The following is a 21,273-nucleotide window of genomic DNA, read 5'->3' on the forward strand; positions in this document are numbered from 1 at the left end:
AGTGCTTTGATTCTCTGTTATTTTCAATAATTTCATTAAAGTAGTTCACCGGTATTCCTCTTATTTTTATTCCTAATGAATGCTCTTTGTATAAAACCAATTCAGAGTATTTGGTGATGTTGTGTTGTTTATATTTAATGTCGTTAAAAGTTTTATAGAGCAACGTATTTACGGCTCTTATTTCAGATGTTTCAGGTGTGTTTGATGGGTAGGTTATGAGTTTTTTCAATATTTTAACCGCTGTGGACTCACCCTCTTGGGTACTTGTTATACTATCCGTTAGTGCAATGTATGTTTGCAATATATTGATTAGCTGTTTCTTTTCTTTATTAGTCTTGGGGCGGCTGATAGCTGTGGTTGACCCCGTACCTACGGTGCCTGTACCACCAGAGCTTTCCCCTGTTAGGGGGTTGTAAGAGGCTATGTCGTGAGGTTTTTGTCCGTTAAGTTCAAACCATCCATTAGAGGCATGAACACCGCAACAAAAAGAACCTTGTTTCTTCTTATCTTCACGATCGGTAAAGATGAAAATATAATAGTCTGTTGTCAATTTCCGTTTATGGTAACCCGTTTTTTCCTGCCCAGGTAATAAAGTTGTTTTTGTAATGGCTTCCACGTCGAATTTTTCGAATGCTTTTTTTCTTATATCATCCCCTACATCACTAAATATCTTCGGCCATTCCATAGTTTAATCCTCAATGTCAACGTCAATTATTTATATCACAAGTCATTAGCTCATGTCTGTGGTGTCCGGGCTTTCACCACTGCGGCATAAGGGGCGCTAAGTTCGGGTATGCTCGCCGTCATTTTCTCCTGTGAGTCTTTCTTTTTCATATCAGCTTCCGGTAATCGTTCCCCGTCACAACCTGGTCAGCAAGGGTATATAAACGCTTCGCGCCCTTGCTGGCCAGAACGACTCCGGGGAGGCCGAACCGTCAGGCGATACGAAGACGAAATTCACACTGACGGAGAAACAACCATGACTATGAACCTGCATACCCAAACAAGCGCCCCTAAGCCCGCACCGGCGAACAGCGTATCCCCGCTGGAGCAGTCAGGCTCCTCAAAAACGAAATTTTCTAAGGGCAAGGCCAAACCAGATATTTACCAGGTAGTGACTGACAGCATCATCGAGGCGTTAGAAATGGGTGTTAAGCCGTGGATGTGTCCGTGGAAGCGTAACGGTGCTGTGTCAGGTATTCCGTCAAACTTCACCACCGGTACAGCCTACAGCGGGATGAATATCATGCTGTTATGGTGCAGTGCTGCAAAGCAAGGGTTTAATGATTCTCGCTGGTTGACCTACAAACAGGCTCAGGAGCAGGGCGCACAGGTTCGTAAAGGTGAGCACGGTACTACGGCCATCTTTTACAAGACGTTGGAAAAAGAATCTGATGATGGTGAGATCGAAAAAATTCCCATGCTGAAAACTTTCACCGTGTTTAATGTTGAGCAAATCGACGGGCTAGATATGGGCGCCGACAATGGCACTGAGATTGAACCACAGGCTGTAGGAGAGTTTGATCCGCTGCCGCAGGTTGAAGCACTATTCCAGCGTACAGGCGCGAGCATTACAGAACGTGGCCAACAGGCATTTTTTAAACCGCTAACGGATGAAATCTGGTTGCCTGAGCGTCATTTGTTTGCCGATGCCGCGAATTTTTACGCTACCGGATTGCATGAATTGACGCACTGGAGTGGGGCGAAAAGCCGTTTAAATCGTGAAATGAAAGGGAAGTTTGGATCTGAAGGGTACGCCTTTGAAGAATTGATCGCCGAACTTGGAAGCGCGTTCCTGATGGCTGATTTAGGCGTTGCGGGAGAGGTTCAGCACGAAAGCTATATTGCATCATGGCTGAAATCACTGAAAGACGATAAACGCTACATTTTTAAAGCGGCCAGTGCCGCATCTAAAGCGCATCGGTATTTGATGGACTGCTGAGGGAAACGGGAGAGAGCATTGCCCACATATCCACATGAGAGAAGCCAGTGAAGCGGGGAGGCCAACAAGCCACCCCCGCGAACGGGAGCGCCTCTACCGGCGGGGCAAGCCGGTAGAGGTCGATTGTGGGTATGTGGACAATGCCGAGGGTAGGGCGGATGTGCTGGCTAAAATTGCCGACATTTAATAGGCCGGTGCTAAAACTTCGCTTTCTGCCCACAGGCGGTTAAATTCTTTCTCATACTGAGCCGCAATCTGCGGAACGCCCCTTAACACTATGCTGTTTTCGGCGTTGCGTGTGTCGGCGCTGGCCGTGTAATTAAATGACCCTGTTTGTACTGTGCTGCCATCTGCGATCATCACTTTGTTGTGCATGATGGCGTAACGACTGTTAAGACGTACCGGAACATGATTATTTGCCAGGTAAGTGACCGCTGAATAACGGTCACCGTTCGCTTTCTCATCGGCGACAACCCGGACACTAACCCCTCTTTGTTTCGCGGCAATAATGGCCGTCGCGATGGGCTTACTGGTGAAGCTATACGCCTCAACATCAAGTGACGTTGAGGCGTCATTGACCACCGACAGAACGTTTTGCAGTGCGGTATGTGACGGAGAAAAACCGACGCTGACGGTGGGGGAAGCAAAGGCCGGGAAAACAACCAGGAGAAGGGCAGGCAGAGTAATTTTAAGCATAGGTTGTTAACTCCAGGGCTTTTAGTTCATCCATTGTATAAAAGCGGAACACGTTACGGTGCTTCGCTTCCAGCGTGACATGTTGGCTGTTTTCAATAACCTGTTTTATCGTGTCGAATAACAGCATTAATGCCCGTTTCTTTTGTTCATCCGGCACGATGTAGAATACGAAAAACCAGAGGTTTTCCGTTCGCGCTCTCAGGTGACTGGCGATAATTTGCTGATAGCGTGCTTTCGTTTTTAAGCTACGTTCCGTTTCAATGGCGATCCGTTTGCCATTTGGCAGCGTAATTAATCCGTCAGGCCGGTGCTTCACCTTAAACTGATTTAAAAAGGTGTTACGGTCGCCGTTAATCCAGTCCGTCGCGCCTTTTTGTGCCAGCGTCAGGTGTACCAGTTGGTTATCCAGATGATGATCGAGGCTCCAGCCTTTTAACTTTGCCGGTTCAAATCGGGCGGGAAAAATCTTGTCTTCGGGGCTGAGTACGACGGCGATCCCATCCTGGGTTATTCCCCACAGCGTGAGACTGCCGAGGCGAGAGACGAAAACATATTTTTGAATAAGCCCCATTCCTTCCAGTTTATCGAGCAGAAGGTAAAGCGGTTGATGTGCCTTATACCTAAAGAGTTGTTTTAGCGTGTCAAAATCGCTGTAGGTTTCTTCTTTCAAAAAATTAAGAAGCTGTGCCATTTTTTCACTGTTACGGCCTTTGCGTTCTTTATCGCTACTTATCAACATGGCATTCCCTTATTCATCAAAATCAAAAGAAGACGTTTCAACAACCGGCTCAACCGGTGCTAACTCGGCTGTTCTGTTTTTTTCTGCCGCCACTAAAACGGGTGCCGTCTGGGTTGCGGGTGCTTCAGTAAAATCGAGCGGCTTTTTAATCGAGATTGGTGTGATCGGCGTGACGTCATAAACCTGTAGCGGCTGTTTTTTCACTTTCAAGGGTGAGATAAGGGAAGCTCGGGGTAACTCTGTGGCCGTGAAAATATAGCTGACGAACGGAGGCAGGTTTAACAGCATATTGCTGTCGATATAAAAACGCTCCGCCTGTCGGATGGTGCGCTCGTCGTCTATTACTTCGGTCAGTACCCGATTGGTTTTTGCTTTGCGACTTTCATCGTCCACTAAAATCGTACCGGACATTTTCGCCACCCATAACGCGGTGTCGGGGTCTTGCAGTTTATAAACCAGTTTAAATTTGGCGTTTTCTACGACGGCACCCACCACGGCGTCGCCGTTTAAATCGGCGGGGCAGTCGCGGAGGTCGGCAACGGACTGGTGATCCATAATGATATGCACGCCTTTATCTCGGGCAGCGCCTAATCCTTCAAGCGCAGGTCGTGATAAATGGTATTTTAGTTCGGCCAGGTGAATAGCAATCGGGCGTGGCGTGGTATTGATTCGGTCGCGTAACTCAGCAAGCTGCATTAACCGAACTAAAATCATGCGTTGAGTTGCGATCACTTTACTGTTGCGCATTGAACCGATGATGTAACAGCAGCCGCCGTCGTCAAAAATCTTTTTTAATGCTAACCCATCTGGGGCATTAATGGAGTTTAATAAAGCCAGCTCCTCTATTTTACCGAAGAATCCTTTAATCGTTTCGGCAATGCTCTGCACGAAATCGCTGTTGAATAAATCGCGGATCGTAGCGGTTGGGTTTTCATTAATTAATTGTGCGGTAGCGCGTGCAGCTCTGCGGTCGTCGATACGATAGAAGTCAGCGGCCTCGCCTTTTTCTGCCAGGCTAAACCCAGCAATAAAAAGCTCCTCTAAATGTTCTGCTGTAATTCCGTCGATAAGATTTAGCTGATATTCCGGCCTATTTAGGTCAATTAGGTAGAATGGTTTTCCTGCATCTTCACACGCTTTCCTTATTAAATGAGGTGCCCATTCATCATTTTTTGGATCCATTTCAAAAACACCTTCACCGGCTAAAATACTTTGGTAAATAAGTAACCCTGTTGCTACGCCTTTACCTGCACCCGTCGTACCAATGACATCGGCATGCTGTTTTTGCCAGTCACTGAGCGGAATATATTGCGGGTTTCTGTTTTCATTAAGGCCGATGAATACGCCTTTTTTTAAATCAATAAATTGCTCAGGGTCATATTTTTCAGTTGTGGGTAGTAACGCTTTTATTTCACGCACATCAGTGCGAGTATTTCGCTCTAGGCTGGTTTTCTTAACTATTTTCCTTTTTAGTTTGTCAATCTCTGGTGAGAGAACGCGGCGTGCAACGTAATGAAATATGACGCCGATCAAGGTAAATGAAATCAATATTGCCCACAAAATCACTGGCGTACTTACTTCCAGCCTTGCCGGGTATAAAAAGCGAAGTACGTAAGAGGTGGCCGGTGATATTGTGCCAAAAATAAAGCATAAGAGTGAAAAGCAGATAATAACGCGTTGCCATATTGGCGCTTTTTCATGCTCATCCCGTTTTAGCGGAACAATAAAGGGTAACGTCAATCCTGATAACAAGGCTAATAAGAGCTGATGTTGTTGCATATAGCCGAAGAACGCCATGGCGTTATCGACTATGGGCATTAGCTTCTCTGTGATTTTATTAAGCATGTCTTAACCTTTGAATGGTTTCTTTCGGTGAGCTATCTCGGTGAATTCACTCGGTGACAAGCTGTCACCGAGTGAATTCACCGAGTTGTATGGGGATCTGAGAGCGTTAAAACTGTGCCCGCAGGCGGGCATGTTGAGGGGGCTAGAGTCCCCTCAACAAAGGCATGTCCCATTACATGCGGGCTGGACGCCCTTATTTCATGAGACAAGGGGGTAATATCGCGGCTGGACGCCACGCCAAAACCCCCAAAGGTCAAGTGCGGCAAACCGTCCACGCTACGCGTGACCACCCCCCTTACGAAGTGATTTTGACCTCTATTTTTTCGCCTTCGTCTCAAAATATCGGAAATCACTACTCGTAACGGGGGTGGTCACGCGCAAAGTCGTATTATTCTCGTTCCTCGAATAATGCTCCTAAGCTTGGACGGTTTGCGGGGCTATGCCCCCCAAATAAACCGCTATCGTGGGCGATAGCTTTTTGCTCGCTGGGGCGGCAAAATTTATTCGGCTCCCCCCAACTAACTCGGTTCACTGGGGGTGAACGCTCGTTAGTGGTTTCGGCGACGCCAAATTAACAATTTTTTCAAAATTGAATTTAGCTGCCTCAATCCACTTCCCGTTAACAATTCATTCTGAATTGAACGATAAGTTAAAACCATCGTTAGCAATTTTTCAAAATTGAACGATCAAAATAAATAACATCACATTTCCTCTTTGCGGATTTTGTTTAATATAGTATTTGTTTTATACGAGTCGTATTCTTTTATGTGTGGATGTAGTGTGGAGGCGATTTCTATAAACTTACCCCGTTCATCATTATTCAGGCTGTCAGCGAATTCATGTATTTCCTCGGAAAGAAACTGGTTGTATAAAGTATCGTGTAAACCACAGCGTCGCCCTGCGCTATGTTCCATTCTTGAAATAACAGACTCTGCTATATATACAGCATCTTTAATTGCGGGGTGTTTTATTCTGGTTTTCATTTTTGATTTCCTCTGCAATTAAAAAATCATCCAACGTTGCACCTGAATTTAACCGTTCCTGAATTAAACGCGGGACCCGACCAACACCAGACCATTTTTTAATGGCGTCACCGTCTCTGTACTGATATTTCATCCGGCGGCGGGATTTTGTTTTTATCGCCGCTGCGGTTATTAATTCTTCTGGTGAAAAACCCTCACTGACAATCAGTGCTAATAACTCGCTGCGCTTTTCGTTGCGTAATTGAATGGCTTCTTGTTCTTTTTCCTGCTGCGCCTCCCACTCGCTGATATGCACCTCAAGTTTATTTTTCAGGTCGGTTAATAGCGCGTAGTCGCACCGTTTAATAAACTGGTTCATGTTGCGACCAGAGGATAGATAGGTGTAAACATCTTGATATTTAATGTCTGACATAATGAAAGTTACCTAAGCTAATGGGGAGTGGCGGCATGACGCCGCCATATAGGTGAAAGGCTTATTTACGTGGTGGAAACTCAAACGCAGTTTGCCCGGTGGCCTTATCTTTTAGCACCACGAACGCCGAGAACGGCTTACCCGCTTTGCTGGTAAAGCCTTTAATCTCTGCGCTTTTACCTTTACTGATGATGGTTTCAACCTGATTCTTGGTCAGGTTTTTACCCGCTATTGTCGGCCAGATTTTAAAGTCGCACTGAGTACAGCGGAATATTTTAGGGGTCACAATGATGCTGCTACCGCAGGACGGACAGGGTGCGTTTAATCGCTCAAACTGGCTCTTTTCACTTTTTTCTTTATCGCTGGCCGTCACGTTGACTGCGCTGACATCGACGTGTTGAAGCTGCTCCGCAATAAAGATTTCCAGCTCGTCTAAAAACGCATCGCAGGTCATTTTCCCCTTTTCGATCTGCTGTTGCTGCTCGTGCCAGAGTGCGGTCATATCGGGTTCGGTAGCGATGGAGGGCAGGGCATGAATAAAGCTGATGCCTAATTCCGTGGGGATAAGCTTCTTTTTTTCCACGGTATAAAAGTTGCGGTTCAGTAAGGTTTTCAGCATTTCGGCGCGGGTTGCCGGTGTGCCGATCCCGCCATTTTCTCCCTCAGTGTCTTTGTCCCGGCTGACTAATAAAGCTTTAATACGCGGGTCTTTCACATATTTTGCCACGCGCTGCAAATCACGTAACAGCGTGGCTTCGGTATAAAGTGGAAGTGGTTTGGTTTTCTCCGCTTTGACGGTGACGGTTTTACAGGTTCCGGCATCGTTCACGCTAAGTGCCGTTAATATGGAAAATAAGCCATCGCCATTATCTTTCCCCGGCTCACTCTCTCCGTCGCCGCTTTCAGCGTCGATGTCGCTCTCTTGTAAAAGCGCCGTCCAGCCCATCCCGGTTGTTTTCCTGGCACTGGCCGTGAAGGTGTTGCCCGCTGCGCAAAAACTGACGCTGGCCGCCAGATACGTTTTTTCCGGTAAGAATTGAGCCAGGTACTGCGTGGCAATCGCGGTGTATACCGCGCGTTCGTCCTGGCTCATTTTTGCTGTATCGGGCGCGGTGCCGGTCGGGATAATCGCGGTATGCGCTCCGACTTTACCTTCATTAAAGGCACGGCTTTTTTTGTTGCTGTCGAGGTCGGCCAGAACTTGCGGGGGAAACGTGCCGCTTAATGCTGCACTCACCGCCGCGATAGTCTGAGGCGCATCATTAAACTGTTCGTTATTCAGGTATCGACAATCTGAGCGGTTATAGGTGATCGCCTTAAAGTTATCGCGCAGCGATTGCGTCACTGCCAGCGTTTTTTCAGCGGGCAGACCGTGCTCACGGCTCATGTAAACCTGCAAATCTAACAGCGAGAAGGGCAGCGGTGCCGGTGAGGCTTTAGGTTCGGTCTGTGCCTGTGTCACCGTGGCGGGTTGGTGCTGTGTCGTACTGGCAATATTATCAGCGTAGTGCTTATCAATAATGCGTTTTTTATCGTCCGTAGGGGCATCGTCTGGTACGGAAAATCTCGCCGGTATCTCGCCTCCGTCGCAACGGGTCAGGTCAAAACCGTTAATCATAAAACCGGCGCTGACAGCGTAATAAAACGCTGCCGCATGGTTTTTGAAGGCTTCATAACGGTGAACGATCAGACCCAGTATCGGCGTTTGTACCCGACCAACAGATAACACATCTTTGCCGCCTTTTTTACGGGCGGCGAGGGTGTAACCACGAGTCATATTGAAGCCAAAGAGTTGATCGCCAACGCTTCTCGCTAATGCGCTTTGGGATAATCCGTAAAACTCGCTGTTGTCGCGTAACTGCGTCAGCGCCTGTCGCGCTTTCTCCGTGTTCAGGTCATTGATAAGGACGCGCTTCACCGGTTTTTTCGTGCCGGTGTACGTCAAAATTTCATCAATTAAAAGCTGGCCTTCGGCGTCGGGATCGCCAGCGTGAACAATCTCACTCGCCTTCTCAATCAGCGCCGCCACCGTTTTAAACTGACCTGCGGTGCGCTCAATCGGCTGGTAGCGGTGCGGGCGCAGTTTCAGCGGTAAATCAGCCTCGTTCCATTTTTCATAAGCGGGGTTATGACTTTCAGGCTTGACCAGCTCGAGCAGGTGGCCTGATCCCCACGTCACCACGTCGGTGCCACATTCGATATAACCGCCACGGTTTACACCGTTGCCCAGGGCGAGGGCGATCACTTCACCCAATCCTTTCTTTTCTGCGATAAAAAGTCTCATGATTACCCCCTGATCCGCCCGAATTGACTGATGATTTTGGCTATAGCTGCCGGGTCTGCGGCTTTGCATTCCCCCAAAAGCGCTTTACGCATGTTTGATGTCTTCGATGGGTCAAACCGGCCTTTCTTCTTAAAAGAATTAATGCTGAAAAAGGATTTTTCGGCACTGCTGCATTCACTGCCGCCGCTATTACCGGTTACTTTGCCGAACATACACAGGACGACCTCGCACGGATCAGCAGCAAATGAAGGTGCAGAAAAGCCAGCGGCCAGGCACAGGAGTGCCGCCGCGATTGCGGTTTTTTTCATAACGTTTTATTCCTTGAGGTGATTTTGAGACAAACAAAAGACGGCTAACGCCCTCTGGTTGTTCAACGTCGGAAAAACAGATTGAAAATCTGTCTCACCGCCGTTATCGGGAAAAATAAATGTCGGTGGTGTTGCAGGTCAGGCAGTGAGTTTTTGGAAGATAAGAGATAAGCCCTTGTGCGCCGTGTTGTCTCAACCACGCTTTAGCAGCAAAGAACGCGGTCGCATCCGGCGCAGAGACGGCAACGTGTGGGGAATGAGCAACGGCATACCAGACATCAGGCGTCCAAATCTGTCCTTCATCTTGAAAATCGGTGATCACTCTCGACCACTGCCCGGACACGACCGGCGACGGTGTAACAACAATGTTTTCCTGCCATAAAGGCAATGTGCCGTTGGTCGGCGAAAGAGGCTTATCCCACTCGACGGCTGCCGGTTCGGGCGGGGATGAACAGCCCGCGAGTACCAGAAATGCGCTGAGTACAACCAGGGGTTTAAAATGTTTCATTCCTGAAATTCTCCATCACACCGGCGCGATGCACCGGCTTAAAGTAAATATCACCCATGCGGCGAATATCGCCGCTCACGTCAATGCTGGCGATGACATCAATGCTGTTCAATACCTTACGCAGCAGTACCGAATAGGGGATGTTCTGGCATTCCATGTTTTGATAACAGCGTTCCGCCAGCCCGTTAATGGCCTCTTCCGGGCTACCGGCGTGCAGAGAAGTGATCAGCCCTTCATGCCCCGAGCCGATGATTTTCAGACAGTCCCAGGCTTCACCTCCGCGCACCTCGGCCAGTAAAATGCGGTCAGGGTTCATGCGGTAGTTTGCCCGTACCAGACTGGCTGGGGTCACAATGGCTTTTTCTCCCGCATCGGCGGGGTAAAAAAGATGCACGTAATTTTCATGGCCATAAAAGCGCGTCTCCGGGTTGTCCTCGATAGTCACCAGTCGCAGGTTGACGGGGATATACCCGATCATCGTTTTCAGGTAGGTTGTTTTCCCCGACCCCGTACCGCCCACGATGATGATGGTCTTGCCATATTCGACACACTTCTCCATAAAATCGGGAATAGCTCCGGCATTGTATAAACGTAAAAGTTCGTCATCATGGCTTGCTGTTTTCTCCTTACCCGTGACCCGGTCGTAAAAGCCGCCGTCGATATAGGACTGGTGGGGAATTTGTATCAGGGAAGGCTTGCGGATAGTGATCGACACCGTATCTCGCTCACAAGCCGGAGGCATCACCACCTGGCAACGTTCGCCAGATTCGAGCGTGGCGGACAGCACCGGCGACGTATCATCAATATGGTCGCCCTGATAGTTGGCAAGCGCGGTGGCAAACGTCTGACACTGTGCCAGCGTGAGCGGAACGGGGTGTTTTTGCCACACCCCGCGAATTTTGGTAAACAGCTCTCCGGGACGATTTACCGCGATTTCGGTCAGGCCATCGAGGTGAAGAAAATCCCCGAACATGCGTTGTTTATGCTGGTCGAGTGAAATGTTACTGACGCCCATAATGCCCTCCTTATTTGAGTTTCAGGCTGTAGACGCCTGAAAAATCGATGTCTGAACCGGTCATGATGCCGATGATATCGCCCTGATTTTTGTAGATGGTTGGCGGGATATTGATGCTGTTATCCAGCGCCGTTTTTGCCATTTCAGCGGCGGCAGCGCGTGAATTTTCCGTGTAATCGGTATTGCGGTCTTTCGACGGGGCGGAACTTGCCGCCGCTGCGGCGACGTCCTGCACGGTACTGAGCATCATTGCGTTGCCGAAACGCTCCCAGAAATGCGTGTCGATCCAGCCATCAATACCGGCCTCACCGAGCTGGCCTACGACCTGAGAATCAACCATCGGGATTTTTAACCTGTCCGGGGTTCTGAGTTCCGTCCACATCACGAACATCCTCGCCTGGCCGTGATTGAGTGTGCCGGTCTTGTAGACGCCACGGGCGCGGGTGCCTGCGGGTATCAGCCGTACATGGGTGCTTTCGCTGTAAACGTCCTCAGATATCAGGCAGGAAATACGCCCGGCAACGTCGGACACAAAGCGGGTTTGAAGCGTACAGGGAATATAGGTATCGACCGGAATATACAAATCCGGGTCAAGCCGCATACGTTGTACGCCGGTTACTGTGGAAACTGCCGGTGCCACACCAGGTGATGCCTCCGCTCCGACAGGACAGGCCAGCTTTCCGCTGGCATCCATGACCAGCGTCACCGTGCAGGGTGTATAAGGCTGCGCGGTCGCGGGAGATACGCTGTGCTCTGTGGTACTGCGTTCAGCCGTGCGCGAAACCGTGGCGGTTTGGCCGCTGCTTTGCGTGCTGGACATCGCCGCCAGAGCCATCGACTTGTTAAATGAAACTGCCGGAGCGGCGGGGCGAGGAAGGTTTGTTGTGGTATCGGTTGACGCGGTGTCCTGCAACCCCAGCGGGTTTTCAGCCATCCCCATGCCCTGGCGTTTCCGTCCGTAACTGACATCATCCGGTGCCGTTTTTGCCTGTTCAGCCTTGGGAGCGGGGGCGCTCATGAAATGGTTATAAGCCCAGTCACCCATCCAGGCTAATACGATAAGCGCCGCCAGAAGCAGTATTCCCAGCGTCATAAGACGGTTTTTACCGCGCTTTTTGAGGCTGTTTACCTCTGGTTGGTCGGGTTTAACGTCCTCCACCGGTGCAGACTCTTTACGCTGTGCCTGCGCCCGTTCGCGTGCTTCAACTTCCAGCTCGGCCACCGTTTTTTCTCTCTCGGGTACGGGGCTTTCGCTCCCATCGAGAGGCGTTGGGTTTTGCGTATCCGTCATGGTTTTTCCTCCAGTTTAACCGCCGGTGAAACGGTGCTGCCGTTGCTGACCGTTGCCAGACCAAATCCCTGATTAACAATGCCCACCACGGCGTCGCCGTAGCGTAAGACCAGCTTTGGAGCCAGCGAGTGAACGACCATCACGCGATAGTTGCCCTGTTGCGAGAACGACGGGATGGTCGTTTGTTCTTTGCCGTTGACGAGCAGGAAGGGACTCGGGATCTTTTTCAGCGGTGAAAAGCCCAGGTAAGTGAAGCGGCCATCGTCATAGGCAAAGTCCGGCATAGCCATTTCACTGCCCTGCTTCACACGCTGCGCATAGTTCCAGTTTCGCGGTGTAGTGGCGGCATTAAACGCTTTGGCGATGCGGCTTTTTTCCTGCGCCTCCGTCAGCTCCTTTTGCCGCGCTTTAACGGCTTCCATGTTGGCCTTGCGACTGGCATCGGGATAATTCCAGGTCACAACAAACGCCAGACTGCTTGCCGGTGCGCCTTCATCGAGCACGTTAAGCTCCAGGCTGTAGAAGTGTGCCGACGTGGTGACAAACAGGTTGGTTTTCCAGTCTTTCGACTCGGGTAAAAATGCCTGCTGGACGGTTGAGCCGTCCGCATCCGTCACCGGCTGCGTGATGGGAGCTGGGCGAATATAGACGCGGTTCGCCTCCTTTGTTACCGCCCATCCTTTAATAAAGCCGACTTCGGTGCTGATCACCGCCTCATCATCGGCAAATACCAGCGTGGTGACGTAGCCGGCGCGGGTGTTGATCACCGTGCTGTTTTGCACGTTGTACGCCACCTGCTGCATACGGCTGTCGTACCGGCTACCCTGTGGGGTTGCGGCTCCCCACGCCGATGAGCAGAGCATCAAAGTGAGAATGACGAATAGATTACGCATTATTCTTTCCTCAGTTCTTTGTCACGCTGGTAACTGGTGACGATGAAGCCCAGCGGATTACTCTCACGCTGTGCGTCGGTCAGCGCCTTGTGTGGCACATAGTGGTATGTCAGACGAACGTTCCAGAATTCGACGCGCGTCGCGCCGTCTACAACGTGTCGGATGTTTTTTTTCAGTCGGAGGGTTGCCAGCATATCGGGCGCGGTAGCCTGGCTGATGATGTTGGAAATGACCTCAGTTTCCACCACGTTAGCCGCGTTCTGATAAACCTTGTCGGGGGCATCCTGTCCGGCGAACCAGGCAAGATAGTCCGCGTTGACCTGTCCGCTGTTAAAGAGCTGCACCGTGTCGTAATTGCTTTGCAGGGCGAAATAGTTGTATCCCTCCCGGAGCGTGGCGTAATTGGCGGCGAAGGCTTTAGCCATTGCCTCCTCGGTAGAAATGTCTTTTTCTTTCACTCGGGTGACGTATTCCGCCCGCCCGCTGTGGCTGTCTACGGTGTAAAGCTCGACCTCCGTGTGTTTTAGCGGAAGCATGACAATGACGGCCACAACGGAAAGTAAGGCAAATACCGTGGCGACGGCGGCGATAACAAAGGCGAGTTTTTTAGCCCGCGCATCGCGTGTCAGCATCACTTTTTCAAACGACTGCGAGGTATTCAGCGTTTTTTGTAATTCAGACATTATTCACCTCCTGCATAACGGAAGCGGAATTAACGGGTTGAAGGTCGCCGGAAACATCCGGCGGGAAATGGCTTTGCTGTGCGCAGCCCGCAAGGGTGCACAACATCATAAATATGATGAAGCGTTTCATGGTTTAGGTTCCTGAAAGGATTAAAAAGTAATGAGTCTTGCGATGGGAACAGGTGTGGCGGGGTATCTGCTAATTTTGGGCTTTCATTTTCTCCACTGCGGCTTTTGCCGATGCTTTGGCATTACTGGCCGATGAGCCTTTGAGGTTATTCGCTGCCTTATCGCCAATACTGCCTAAAGCATTCCCCACGGGCTTTCCTACGGTACTTGCGGCTTTTTTCGCTGCGCCGCCGCCTGCCATTAGCCCCATTTTAGCCGCGCCCTGTACCACACCCTGTACGCTAGCCCCTGCCAGTGAACCGGCAATTTTTGCCGATAACCAGACCACGAACCCGGCACCGATACCTGCGAGACAGCTTTGTGCCGCCAGCGTCACGATGTTGTTTACATCAGCTCCGCTACTTGCTTTATCCAGTACACTACTTAAATACTGAATCGCAATCCGTAGAGATAAAGCCGAGAACATGAGCGTTAGGATCGCGGTAAAAATTACCTGGAGCCAGTTATTGAACATCGGGCGGAGAAAACCGTATATCAGGCAAAAAATAAATATGGGTGCCGTCGTTGTCATTAACAACAACATTATTTCAGCTCCCATATTCACAATAGTGGCAATAACCAAAGTCACTATTGTCCCCCCCCAGACCAATAGCTCTGCAATGCCGCCATTGAGTTGCACGTAAGTGGAATCATCGAGGTTAAAAAGTTTCTCCCCTAATATTTGTGCTTTACCCCAAAGGGTATCTAATAAAACCCAAACATTTTCACTTCCACTTAGTCCGTCTTTTAAACCATTAATGGCGGCAACAGACGCGTCCAGATAACCATCAGCATTAGTGACAAATGCCAGGATGATCCCCATCCGCGCCAAATCCCACGCTACGTCCTCTACCGGGGTATGCAGCTTACCCGCCAGTGTCTGATAACCACGCCAAAGAATGTACAGAGTGGCAGAGCCGGTAACTAGCCCAGCCATCATTGTTGAATACAGGGACATTTGCCCCTGTATAACACTATTCAAACCATTCATTACCGCGGCATCCATTCCTGTGAAAATGCCTTCGCTACTCATGATTTGTTATTCTCCGGGGTTATTTTACTTTGCATGTACTCCATTTGGATTTTTTTTATTCCTGCTGCAATGTCAGGTTCATTGATAGATCTCTTTTTTGCATTCACTACAGGAATGCATCGCTCACTGCTGAATGTTTTGGTTTTCAAACAATCGGCATAGTCTTTTAGTAATTCGTCATGATGAGCCATATACCACTCCTCAGTTTTCTTTTCTTCACAACCACCTAAAGCAAAAAGGCTTAAAACAAGCAGGGAAGATAAAATAGTGCGGTTATTAATCGTCATATGAAAAATCCTTGTCATAAGTTGTTTAAATCAGCTACCGGCGCACTCAGTTGTTGCTGTCGGTGGGCTTTTTGTCGCTGCGATGTCAGCATTTGATCACGCAGTTCCGACTGTTTCACGCTCATTTCCCACTGCGTGGTCAGCGCGTTTAACTGTACACTTTTTGACGTTATGGTGTTCGCCAAATCCTGTGACTCTTTAGCGTCTTGCGACATTTCGATACGACTTACAAGGGTAGAAATATCACTCACCGTACTGTTGATCTTCTCCTGTACCGCAGTGGTATCTTCGACGGCCACCGCCCGGTTAATGACGATTTGTTTACAGGTATCAGCATAGCTTTGGGTCTGCGTAGCATCACAGGTGTCAAACATCTTGTACTTGCTGTACAGGCCGTTTAGCGCGCTGCTGTATGACCCGCCGGAGTTCGTCAGTAGGTCGTTGAGTGAAATGCCGTTTTTTTGCAGGTTTTTAAGGTCATTCGACAGCCCCTTAGCCTGGCTCAAAAAGTCCTGCACGTTGCGTACGCCGGTCGCGGTCGCCAGTTGCGATTTGTAGGCATTGAGCTGGGATTTATACTGTTCTACCGTTTTAAGCCAGTTTTGGGCGTCAGTCGCGTATTGAATCTGACGTAACGGATCAGCATCAACCATGACAGGAATACCGGCATAGGCTGTCAGTGATGGACACAGCAAAGCCCCCGCCAGACAGGCGGCGGACAGAGTTTTCATTTTCATGTTATTTCCTTTCAGAGAGCGAGTTGCAGGTAGCGTTCTAGCCAGTCGTCCGGCTTCATGCCGTCCTGAAACACAGAATCAAAAATTTCGAGGTTGTCAGCGCTGCTACTTAACACTTTTGTGTAAGTACCAAGCCCGGACAGGTCAAGGGTGACGAGTGCTGCAAAGTTGCGTAAATCACCCTTTTTCAGGGGGCTTTTCACTATTACGAACTGGCGTGACAGCGGATCGAGGTTCTTGATGATGTCGAAGATCTCCGGGGCGACTTTCAGACCATCAACATAGTCTTTGCGGTCAGCCTTCGGGTTTGCCGTAAAGATTTGCGTGCCGCACTGCTCCACCACGGCAGGAGATATCGGGTTAATCAGTATTTCCGCCGGTGACTGAGTACCAGGAATAAACAGGCCATTCAGTTTGCGGATGACTTTCAGCACGTTAAAGGCGAAATCAGAAAAGACCGGGTCGTTGAGCCATTTCCAGAATTCATCCATGAAGATCACCAAGCGTCGCCCGTCGAGCAAGCTGGTGACGCGATACAGCAGGTAAAACGAAATCGGCGCACACACGTCGGCATCGTCCAAAAATTCCGTGCCATCGATGCCGAAATTGTCGCATTCGCCAATATCAAAGGTGTCCAGGTCATTATCGAAAACCCAGCCGTATTCGCCACCCTGCGCCCACTGTGACAACCTGACACGTAACCCGTTTTCCTGCGCTTCCTTCGTTGGCGGCTCGGTAAGGTTCTCCAACAGCCGGGTAATACCAAACCCACGGTGTTCAGCCGGTAGCTCCTTCATGACCGCATCCACTGCCTGACTAAGACGCAGCTCGTCGCGCGGGAACAAGGTTTGTCCGTTGCGGGTGCAGAGTATGCGCATCAGCTTCTTGATGAAGTTCAGATTGCGTTTTGTCGGTGGAAGCCGGAAGGGATTCCAGCCGGTAGGCTCACCGCTTTTCACCTTATAATACTGGCCGCCCAACGCCCTTACGTTAAGTTCTGCCCCCCTGTCCTTATCAAAATAAACGGTAGTAAGACGCTGAGTTTTAGCCTGCGGCGAAAAACTCCGGGGTTGCCGATATTTCTGCATCATGACCTGAATGAATGCCATCAGCATTGTTTTGCCCGAACCGGCGGTGCCGATAACGCTGGTATTGCCTAGATTTTTCTCGTTGAAATCATCCTTATTGAGCATTGAGTTGTGCAGGTTCATGTAATACGCCCCGCCCGAGGGGGTTTTGAGAACGCAAAGCGCTTCACCCCAGGGGTTCTTATCCCGTTTCCCCGTATAGAAGTTATGGAATGACGCCAGTTCTGCAAAATTCTGGCTGCTGATGGGGACAAGTCGCGGCCTTAGCGTGTACACACCCGGCATTTGTGCCAAGTAGGCAGCGGGCAACGACAACGTGGAGAGTGTCGGGGTGATACCCAGATCGGTGAAGGCGTTGATCAGGCTGTTTGTATCTTTAATCAGCCGTTCTGTGCCGGGTGCCGATACCATCAGGGAAAAATGATATTTACCAAAGGCAATGTGTCCGGCCTGCAACATGTCCAGGGCAACAAATAAGTCTTCCTGCTGCGAAATGGCATCATCTTCCGTGCTGCGTAAACGCTTGGCCGTCTGCTTGATGTGCTTTTGCGCTTCATCTTTCGCCATACAGGTAAAAGACTGGGTGATCACATAGTCACACGGGGCATACAGCAACACGTTCATTATCCCGGTGAAGGATTCCGGCGCGTAGTCTTTCACTTCCAGCCCACGGAAGAAGGTCTTTCCGTTCACGTTATTGCTTTGACCAGCATCGCCGGTGAAAAACAGATCGGTTGTGCCGAGCGTTTCATAAAATGGCGTACGCGTAACGGCTGTCTTCTGCCAGACGCCGCTTAACAGCCGCCGATAGAAAGACAGTTGCGACGAAAATACGCGGCCATTTTCTTCATAAGCCCCGAGTTGGTTCGCGGTGAAACGCGACAGGGACGTGCCGACCGTCTGGCAGATCTCCAACATCTCTTTTAATGCACTGTCTAACGCATGTTGCTTCTGTCCGTCGGACATCCGTTTGCGCTCGACCTTATCCAGTCCGACAAAGGGCATATAACAGGCGGTGAAGAACAGACGATTATGGCGGAAAGGATGGTTTTCAATCGTCGAGTAGTATCGTTCGCTGACCGTATCGGCAAAATCGTTACCCGAATGCCCGTCAAAGTGATCGTGGTACGTTTCACGGATATTGTGAACGTAAAACGTCACCGGTCGCCCTTCAAAGGACTTAATCAGGTTATTAAACTGACCAGACAGTATGTCGAGATTTTCTTCCGTATCACATTCAAACGCCGTTCCGCCAATTTCCCACGTTGCGATCAGGTCACTACCTCGGGTTTTAATGACGTTTTCATGAATGTGCGACGAATACGGAATGTGCTTGGTGAGCGTGACCCGTTCGTTAAGTCGCATAGTGTTGATGAACTCCGTGATGTCTACGGCGTCGTAGTCGTTCGCCAGGAACGCCGTTGCGCCGTAGTGGGTGTTGCACGTCTTATTGCCCCGCGTTTTCAGTTTTAAAAAGGCTAATCCGAAAACGTGGGCATCCTTTCTAGCCATCTGGTTCATGACAAACCAGCTTACCGGCAGGAACAGCAACAAAAGTTTAGTGAGGTATATCGCCAGCAGGATAATTGCCCCACTGACGATAACTAACGGCACCATCGGAATGCCAAACAGCATAGCGGGGCGCGTCAGGGCTTTATTCAGCGTGACCATTTCCGCCCCTTAGCTCATCAACAGAGCGCCGATTTCTGCACCGCTGGCAATAAGAATGCCGCCAATGATGATCCCTTTACAGTCGTGAAGGCTTTTGCCGTCCCATAACACTTTGTAACCGACCCAGATAACGGCGATGGTAATGGTGACGATGGCCAGACCGGTGAGGCCAGACGAGATTTTTTCCAGCAACGTTTCGGCTTTGGCGAACCCGTCCGCGAATGCCGGTGAGGACATGGCAGCAGAGGCCGCAACAGCAGCAAGGTAGGCAGGAGCGTTTTTAATAGAGCGTAAAATTTTCATGATATTTCCTTATTTAGATGTAGTGACTACAAACTCCCCCCGCACAACCTGTGACGGGAAAGAAACGGGTGTAGCCTGGTTAGGTGACGCTTGCGCGTCGGAGGTGATGAGATCGCCGCGTACAATACCTTTGGGGTAACGTATCTGCGGCGTGGGTGCTGCATTGCCTGGTGTGGCGTTTTGCTTTTCTTGATCGGCCTTGCTGGAAGGCACGACATATTTTTGCGCGGGTTTGTAACCCATCCGCTGTACATAGCTGGTTTTGGAAAATGCGGCTTCGGGCTTCTGGCCGGTATCAAAGTTGCCGGAGTAATAGCAACTCAGCGCCCTTTTCAGGGTGCCGCCCCGGAGGTAGCAGTCAGTGATGATTTTTTCGAAGACGGTCAGGTTGGTGCAGGGATTAAACAGTTGTTTTGCAGTGACACCGTAACGGGAAAAATTAGCCTGGTTGATTTGCATCAGACCGACCGAGTAATTTTTACCTTTCGCCTTGAGCTGGTCGATATGATCAAGAGCGTCGTTTATGTTGCTGGGGAAAAGCCCTTTTTTCTGGCCGACAACACCAATAGCAAAGGGGTTTAACCCCGACTCAACTCTGGCTACATCATGCGATGTATCAGGGTGAATGGTTGGGGCGCATTGCATCGCCAGAGTCAGAAGCACGGCGGATGAAATCATGTATCCTCCTATTAGATGGTTTATTCCTCTTCAGTGTGGGGAGCCTTCTGCAACTGGTTAAGCAGTGAGGCATGGCCTTTTTTGGTGAATTCATCAATCAAGTAGTGAAGGAATGTACTTGGTTTGATATTGGTGTTGGATAAGTAGCTGATTTCGCGAGCATGTTTTGCTAACAGTTGGTAACGCTGCTGTCCGATGTAAATCACCGCCGTACTCGTTGGCTCGCCCAACTTCTTTTTCGGCATGGATATGTCTACTCCTATTAAAAAGGCACCGCAGGCGATTGCCTACAGTGCCGGTATGTGTGGAACAGTGAGAGGATTTTACTTAGAGGTCAACTGATTGCAGGAGGTGTGAAAAGGCAACCTGTCGTTGTTCTATCGACTTGATAAGCGAGATTTGTTGAATTTTTAGCAGCAAAGCGGGCGAAATATTACGGCACTCAATGGCTTGATCGTCATTGTTCAACGCTATCAGGCGAGCACATTCAATCGCTGATATCACTTTCTGAGGAACCGTACAGGCATCTGAACCGAAACGAATGAAGCCGATAGCCCCAGGGATAGACGAAATCGTTGATGTATGGATTTTGTTGATATCAAAAGAGAGGAACAAATAATTAGGGAACAACACTTTTTCGTCGATACGAACCGAATTACAGTCGGTTCGGTGAGAGACTCGCACATAGCGGGGACAAAAAACACTAACGCCTAAGCTGTTGACCCTTCTGGTTATTTTATCAACATCCTGAACCTTGCAGTACAACACATACCATAAATTCATGTTTCCCTTCCTTGTGGGCACAAGCCCCCATTTTCCGCCGCCCGTGGCCGCGTACTCATAAAACACCCTGTATAAATAAACATGCTGTACATAAATACAGTATTTATTTTTATACAGTTCGTAAGGGTATGTCAATATCAAGAATCTTTAGTGATAATAACATTGATGTACATATAATCAAGCTTGTTTGTTTGGATGAACGTAGGGTGAGGACTGCGCCTTGTATGATAGAAAACAAAACAAGGTGAAGTGCTATGGTGCCGAAAAGGTTAAAAGAAGCGCGGGAGGCTGCTGGATTATCTCAGGAAAAGTTGTCTGAACTCATTGGTGTAGAGGGCGTTAATACTCGTTCTCGACTATCTAATTACGAGGTCGGGCGTTTCACTCCTCCTTTTGATTTCGTTCTTCGGGTTGCTAAAGCACTGGATTATCCAGAGAGCTATTTCTATACGGTTGATGATGATTTTGCAGAGAATATGTTGAAATTTCATCGCAATCGCATGAACCCTGATACAAATCCCTACTACAGCACGTTGGCTGAAGCCCAAAAATTGGCATCGCAGCGTGATGAAGCCCGAAAGCTAGTCAAACAACTAAATGATTGTTTGAAAGACTGATTTTGTCTCTCGCAGCGGGGGGATGCAGTTTGTTTATATCGGAATTTGGTACAGATCTTATTACTGTGAATGTGATCAGTGTCAACATTGTTGAGATTCAATATCTTGATGAATTTATTGATAAAATAGATTGTTGATGTTGTGGGATCTTTTAGGAATGGAATTGATCGTTGTTTCGCAACGTGGTAATTTACGTGCGTTTACAAGAATTCGTACGGGTGAGACGTTCCCGGTAATAGCGTCTAGGGAGTGGTGAAAGCCACAAAGTAAAACCCCCTGATCCTGCTTTCAACTTTGGCGGGCTGAGAA

General features: G+C 49.3%; 24 protein-coding genes. 2 read left to right on the forward strand and 22 right to left on the reverse strand.

From position 1 onward, the window contains the following. A partial coding sequence (locus tag V1956_RS24470) for a hypothetical protein (RefSeq protein ID WP_442825908.1) occupies positions 1–685 on the reverse strand: 685 nt, incomplete at its 3' end. Between the two features lie 294 nt (positions 686–979). Here V1956_RS24470 and V1956_RS24475 point away from each other — a divergent pair. Continuing rightward, positions 980–1,942, forward strand: coding sequence for an ArdC family protein (locus V1956_RS24475; protein ID WP_442825909.1), 963 nt, complete (start codon positions 980–982; stop codon positions 1,940–1,942). 183 nt (positions 1,943–2,125) lie between these two features. Here V1956_RS24475 and V1956_RS24480 read toward each other — a convergent pair whose 3' ends face one another. The 21 genes from V1956_RS24480 to V1956_RS24580 all read right to left on the reverse strand — a co-directional run bounded on the left by V1956_RS24480 (position 2,126) and on the right by V1956_RS24580 (position 20,347). Beyond that, positions 2,126–2,638, reverse strand: coding sequence for a phospholipase D family protein (locus V1956_RS24480; protein WP_442825910.1), 513 nt, complete (start codon positions 2,636–2,638; stop codon positions 2,126–2,128). After that, entirely contained in the window at positions 2,631–3,377 is a 747-nt protein-coding gene (gene mobC / locus V1956_RS24485; RefSeq protein WP_070134284.1) for a MobC family replication-relaxation protein, read from the reverse strand. Before mobC ends, V1956_RS24480 begins: the two co-directional genes overlap by 8 nt. Positions 3,378–3,386: 9 nt before the next feature. Beyond that, positions 3,387–5,222, reverse strand: a complete 1,836-nt coding sequence (locus V1956_RS24490) for a type IV secretory system conjugative DNA transfer family protein (RefSeq protein ID WP_442825911.1) — start codon at positions 5,220–5,222, stop codon at positions 3,387–3,389. A gap of 701 nt (positions 5,223–5,923) precedes the next feature. Beyond that, a complete protein-coding gene (locus V1956_RS24495; protein WP_442825912.1) occupies positions 5,924–6,205 on the reverse strand; it encodes a hypothetical protein in 282 nt (93 codons plus the stop codon). Next, positions 6,174–6,617 (reverse strand): H-NS histone family protein, encoded by a 444-nt coding sequence (locus V1956_RS24500; protein ID WP_442825913.1) that lies wholly within the window; start codon positions 6,615–6,617, stop codon positions 6,174–6,176. The genes V1956_RS24495 and V1956_RS24500 overlap by 32 nt, the downstream gene beginning before the upstream one ends. A 61-nt stretch (positions 6,618–6,678) precedes the next feature. Further along, positions 6,679–8,901 (reverse strand): DNA topoisomerase, encoded by a 2,223-nt coding sequence (locus tag V1956_RS24505; protein ID WP_442825914.1) that lies wholly within the window; start codon positions 8,899–8,901, stop codon positions 6,679–6,681. Between the two features lie 2 nt (positions 8,902–8,903). Further along, positions 8,904–9,209, reverse strand: a complete 306-nt coding sequence (locus V1956_RS24510) for a conjugal transfer protein (RefSeq protein ID WP_094543465.1) — start codon at positions 9,207–9,209, stop codon at positions 8,904–8,906. A gap of 103 nt (positions 9,210–9,312) precedes the next feature. Next, complete coding sequence (locus V1956_RS24515) at positions 9,313–9,717, reverse strand: cag pathogenicity island Cag12 family protein (protein WP_050296637.1); 405 nt, start codon at positions 9,715–9,717, stop codon at positions 9,313–9,315. Further along, positions 9,704–10,732 (reverse strand): P-type DNA transfer ATPase VirB11, encoded by a 1,029-nt coding sequence (gene virB11 / locus V1956_RS24520; RefSeq protein WP_442825915.1) that lies wholly within the window; start codon positions 10,730–10,732, stop codon positions 9,704–9,706. Before virB11 ends, V1956_RS24515 begins: the two co-directional genes overlap by 14 nt. A gap of 10 nt (positions 10,733–10,742) precedes the next feature. Then, positions 10,743–12,023, reverse strand: coding sequence for a VirB10/TraB/TrbI family type IV secretion system protein (gene virB10 / locus V1956_RS24525; RefSeq protein ID WP_064645495.1), 1,281 nt, complete (start codon positions 12,021–12,023; stop codon positions 10,743–10,745). Continuing rightward, a complete protein-coding gene (gene virB9 / locus V1956_RS24530; RefSeq protein WP_182321286.1) occupies positions 12,020–12,916 on the reverse strand; it encodes a P-type conjugative transfer protein VirB9 in 897 nt (298 codons plus the stop codon). Before virB9 ends, virB10 begins: the two co-directional genes overlap by 4 nt. Next, entirely contained in the window at positions 12,916–13,599 is a 684-nt protein-coding gene (locus V1956_RS24535) for a virB8 family protein (RefSeq protein WP_442825916.1), read from the reverse strand. The genes virB9 and V1956_RS24535 overlap by 1 nt, the downstream gene beginning before the upstream one ends. Continuing rightward, a complete protein-coding gene (locus tag V1956_RS24540; protein WP_169818577.1) occupies positions 13,592–13,729 on the reverse strand; it encodes a hypothetical protein in 138 nt (45 codons plus the stop codon). The genes V1956_RS24535 and V1956_RS24540 overlap by 8 nt, the downstream gene beginning before the upstream one ends. A 69-nt stretch (positions 13,730–13,798) precedes the next feature. Continuing rightward, positions 13,799–14,800, reverse strand: a complete 1,002-nt coding sequence (locus V1956_RS24545) for a type IV secretion system protein (RefSeq protein WP_040118344.1) — start codon at positions 14,798–14,800, stop codon at positions 13,799–13,801. After that, a complete protein-coding gene (locus V1956_RS24550; protein WP_040118343.1) occupies positions 14,797–15,087 on the reverse strand; it encodes an EexN family lipoprotein in 291 nt (96 codons plus the stop codon). The genes V1956_RS24545 and V1956_RS24550 overlap by 4 nt, the downstream gene beginning before the upstream one ends. Before the next feature lie 14 nt (positions 15,088–15,101). Next, positions 15,102–15,824, reverse strand: coding sequence for a type IV secretion system protein (locus tag V1956_RS24555; RefSeq protein ID WP_064645492.1), 723 nt, complete (start codon positions 15,822–15,824; stop codon positions 15,102–15,104). An 11-nt stretch (positions 15,825–15,835) separates the two neighbouring features. Further along, positions 15,836–18,583, reverse strand: a complete 2,748-nt coding sequence (locus tag V1956_RS24560; protein ID WP_442825917.1) for a VirB3 family type IV secretion system protein — start codon at positions 18,581–18,583, stop codon at positions 15,836–15,838. Between the two features lie 9 nt (positions 18,584–18,592). After that, a complete protein-coding gene (locus V1956_RS24565; RefSeq protein ID WP_040118340.1) occupies positions 18,593–18,886 on the reverse strand; it encodes a TrbC/VirB2 family protein in 294 nt (97 codons plus the stop codon). A gap of 9 nt (positions 18,887–18,895) precedes the next feature. Then, positions 18,896–19,564, reverse strand: a complete 669-nt coding sequence (locus V1956_RS24570) for a lytic transglycosylase domain-containing protein (RefSeq protein WP_008815930.1) — start codon at positions 19,562–19,564, stop codon at positions 18,896–18,898. A 20-nt stretch (positions 19,565–19,584) separates the two neighbouring features. Continuing rightward, the gene (locus tag V1956_RS24575; protein ID WP_442825918.1) at positions 19,585–19,809 is read right to left on the reverse strand and encodes a hypothetical protein; all 225 of its coding nucleotides are present in this window, start codon (positions 19,807–19,809) and stop codon (positions 19,585–19,587) included. 82 nt (positions 19,810–19,891) lie between these two features. After that, complete coding sequence (locus V1956_RS24580; RefSeq protein WP_442825919.1) at positions 19,892–20,347, reverse strand: transcription termination/antitermination NusG family protein; 456 nt, start codon at positions 20,345–20,347, stop codon at positions 19,892–19,894. Between the two features lie 254 nt (positions 20,348–20,601). Here V1956_RS24580 and V1956_RS24585 point away from each other — a divergent pair, with 254 nt between their 5' ends. Then, positions 20,602–20,964 carry a helix-turn-helix domain-containing protein gene (locus tag V1956_RS24585; protein ID WP_209634106.1) on the forward strand — a complete coding sequence of 121 codons (363 nt, stop codon included), beginning with the start codon at positions 20,602–20,604 and terminating at the stop codon, positions 20,962–20,964. Positions 20,965–21,273: the final 309 nt, after the last annotated feature.

It is taken from the genome of Yersinia sp. 2540 StPb PI, assembly GCF_052217165.1.
Lineage (GTDB): Bacteria > Pseudomonadota > Gammaproteobacteria > Enterobacterales > Enterobacteriaceae > Yersinia > Yersinia enterocolitica_E.

Excerpts from the sequence above, each read along its gene's own strand:
- V1956_RS24500 (WP_442825913.1), bottom strand. The coding sequence starts at position 6,617 with ATGTCAGACATTAAATATCAAGATGTTTACACCTATCTATCCTCTGGT.
- V1956_RS24580 (WP_442825919.1), bottom strand. The coding sequence starts at position 20,347 with ATGAATTTATGGTATGTGTTGTACTGCAAGGTTCAGGATGTTGATAAA.
- virB10 (WP_064645495.1), bottom strand. The coding sequence starts at position 12,023 with ATGACGGATACGCAAAACCCAACGCCTCTCGATGGGAGCGAAAGCCCC.
- V1956_RS24540 (WP_169818577.1), bottom strand. The coding sequence starts at position 13,729 with ATGAAACGCTTCATCATATTTATGATGTTGTGCACCCTTGCGGGCTGC.
- V1956_RS24570 (WP_008815930.1), bottom strand. The coding sequence starts at position 19,564 with ATGATTTCATCCGCCGTGCTTCTGACTCTGGCGATGCAATGCGCCCCA.
- V1956_RS24490 (WP_442825911.1), bottom strand. The coding sequence starts at position 5,222 with ATGCTTAATAAAATCACAGAGAAGCTAATGCCCATAGTCGATAACGCC.
- V1956_RS24535 (WP_442825916.1), bottom strand. The coding sequence starts at position 13,599 with ATGTCTGAATTACAAAAAACGCTGAATACCTCGCAGTCGTTTGAAAAA.
- V1956_RS24510 (WP_094543465.1), bottom strand. The coding sequence starts at position 9,209 with ATGAAAAAAACCGCAATCGCGGCGGCACTCCTGTGCCTGGCCGCTGGC.
- V1956_RS24515 (WP_050296637.1), bottom strand. The coding sequence starts at position 9,717 with ATGAAACATTTTAAACCCCTGGTTGTACTCAGCGCATTTCTGGTACTC.
- V1956_RS24575 (WP_442825918.1), bottom strand. The coding sequence starts at position 19,809 with ATGCCGAAAAAGAAGTTGGGCGAGCCAACGAGTACGGCGGTGATTTAC.
- V1956_RS24565 (WP_040118340.1), bottom strand. The coding sequence starts at position 18,886 with ATGAAAATTTTACGCTCTATTAAAAACGCTCCTGCCTACCTTGCTGCT.
- virB11 (WP_442825915.1), bottom strand. The coding sequence starts at position 10,732 with ATGGGCGTCAGTAACATTTCACTCGACCAGCATAAACAACGCATGTTC.
- V1956_RS24495 (WP_442825912.1), bottom strand. The coding sequence starts at position 6,205 with ATGAAAACCAGAATAAAACACCCCGCAATTAAAGATGCTGTATATATA.
- V1956_RS24505 (WP_442825914.1), bottom strand. The coding sequence starts at position 8,901 with ATGAGACTTTTTATCGCAGAAAAGAAAGGATTGGGTGAAGTGATCGCC.
- V1956_RS24585 (WP_209634106.1), top strand. The coding sequence starts at position 20,602 with ATGGTGCCGAAAAGGTTAAAAGAAGCGCGGGAGGCTGCTGGATTATCT.
- virB9 (WP_182321286.1), bottom strand. The coding sequence starts at position 12,916 with ATGCGTAATCTATTCGTCATTCTCACTTTGATGCTCTGCTCATCGGCG.
- V1956_RS24545 (WP_040118344.1), bottom strand. The coding sequence starts at position 14,800 with ATGAGTAGCGAAGGCATTTTCACAGGAATGGATGCCGCGGTAATGAAT.
- mobC (WP_070134284.1), bottom strand. The coding sequence starts at position 3,377 with ATGTTGATAAGTAGCGATAAAGAACGCAAAGGCCGTAACAGTGAAAAA.
- V1956_RS24550 (WP_040118343.1), bottom strand. The coding sequence starts at position 15,087 with ATGACGATTAATAACCGCACTATTTTATCTTCCCTGCTTGTTTTAAGC.
- V1956_RS24480 (WP_442825910.1), bottom strand. The coding sequence starts at position 2,638 with ATGCTTAAAATTACTCTGCCTGCCCTTCTCCTGGTTGTTTTCCCGGCC.
- V1956_RS24560 (WP_442825917.1), bottom strand. The coding sequence starts at position 18,583 with ATGGTCACGCTGAATAAAGCCCTGACGCGCCCCGCTATGCTGTTTGGC.
- V1956_RS24475 (WP_442825909.1), top strand. The coding sequence starts at position 980 with ATGACTATGAACCTGCATACCCAAACAAGCGCCCCTAAGCCCGCACCG.
- V1956_RS24555 (WP_064645492.1), bottom strand. The coding sequence starts at position 15,824 with ATGAAAATGAAAACTCTGTCCGCCGCCTGTCTGGCGGGGGCTTTGCTG.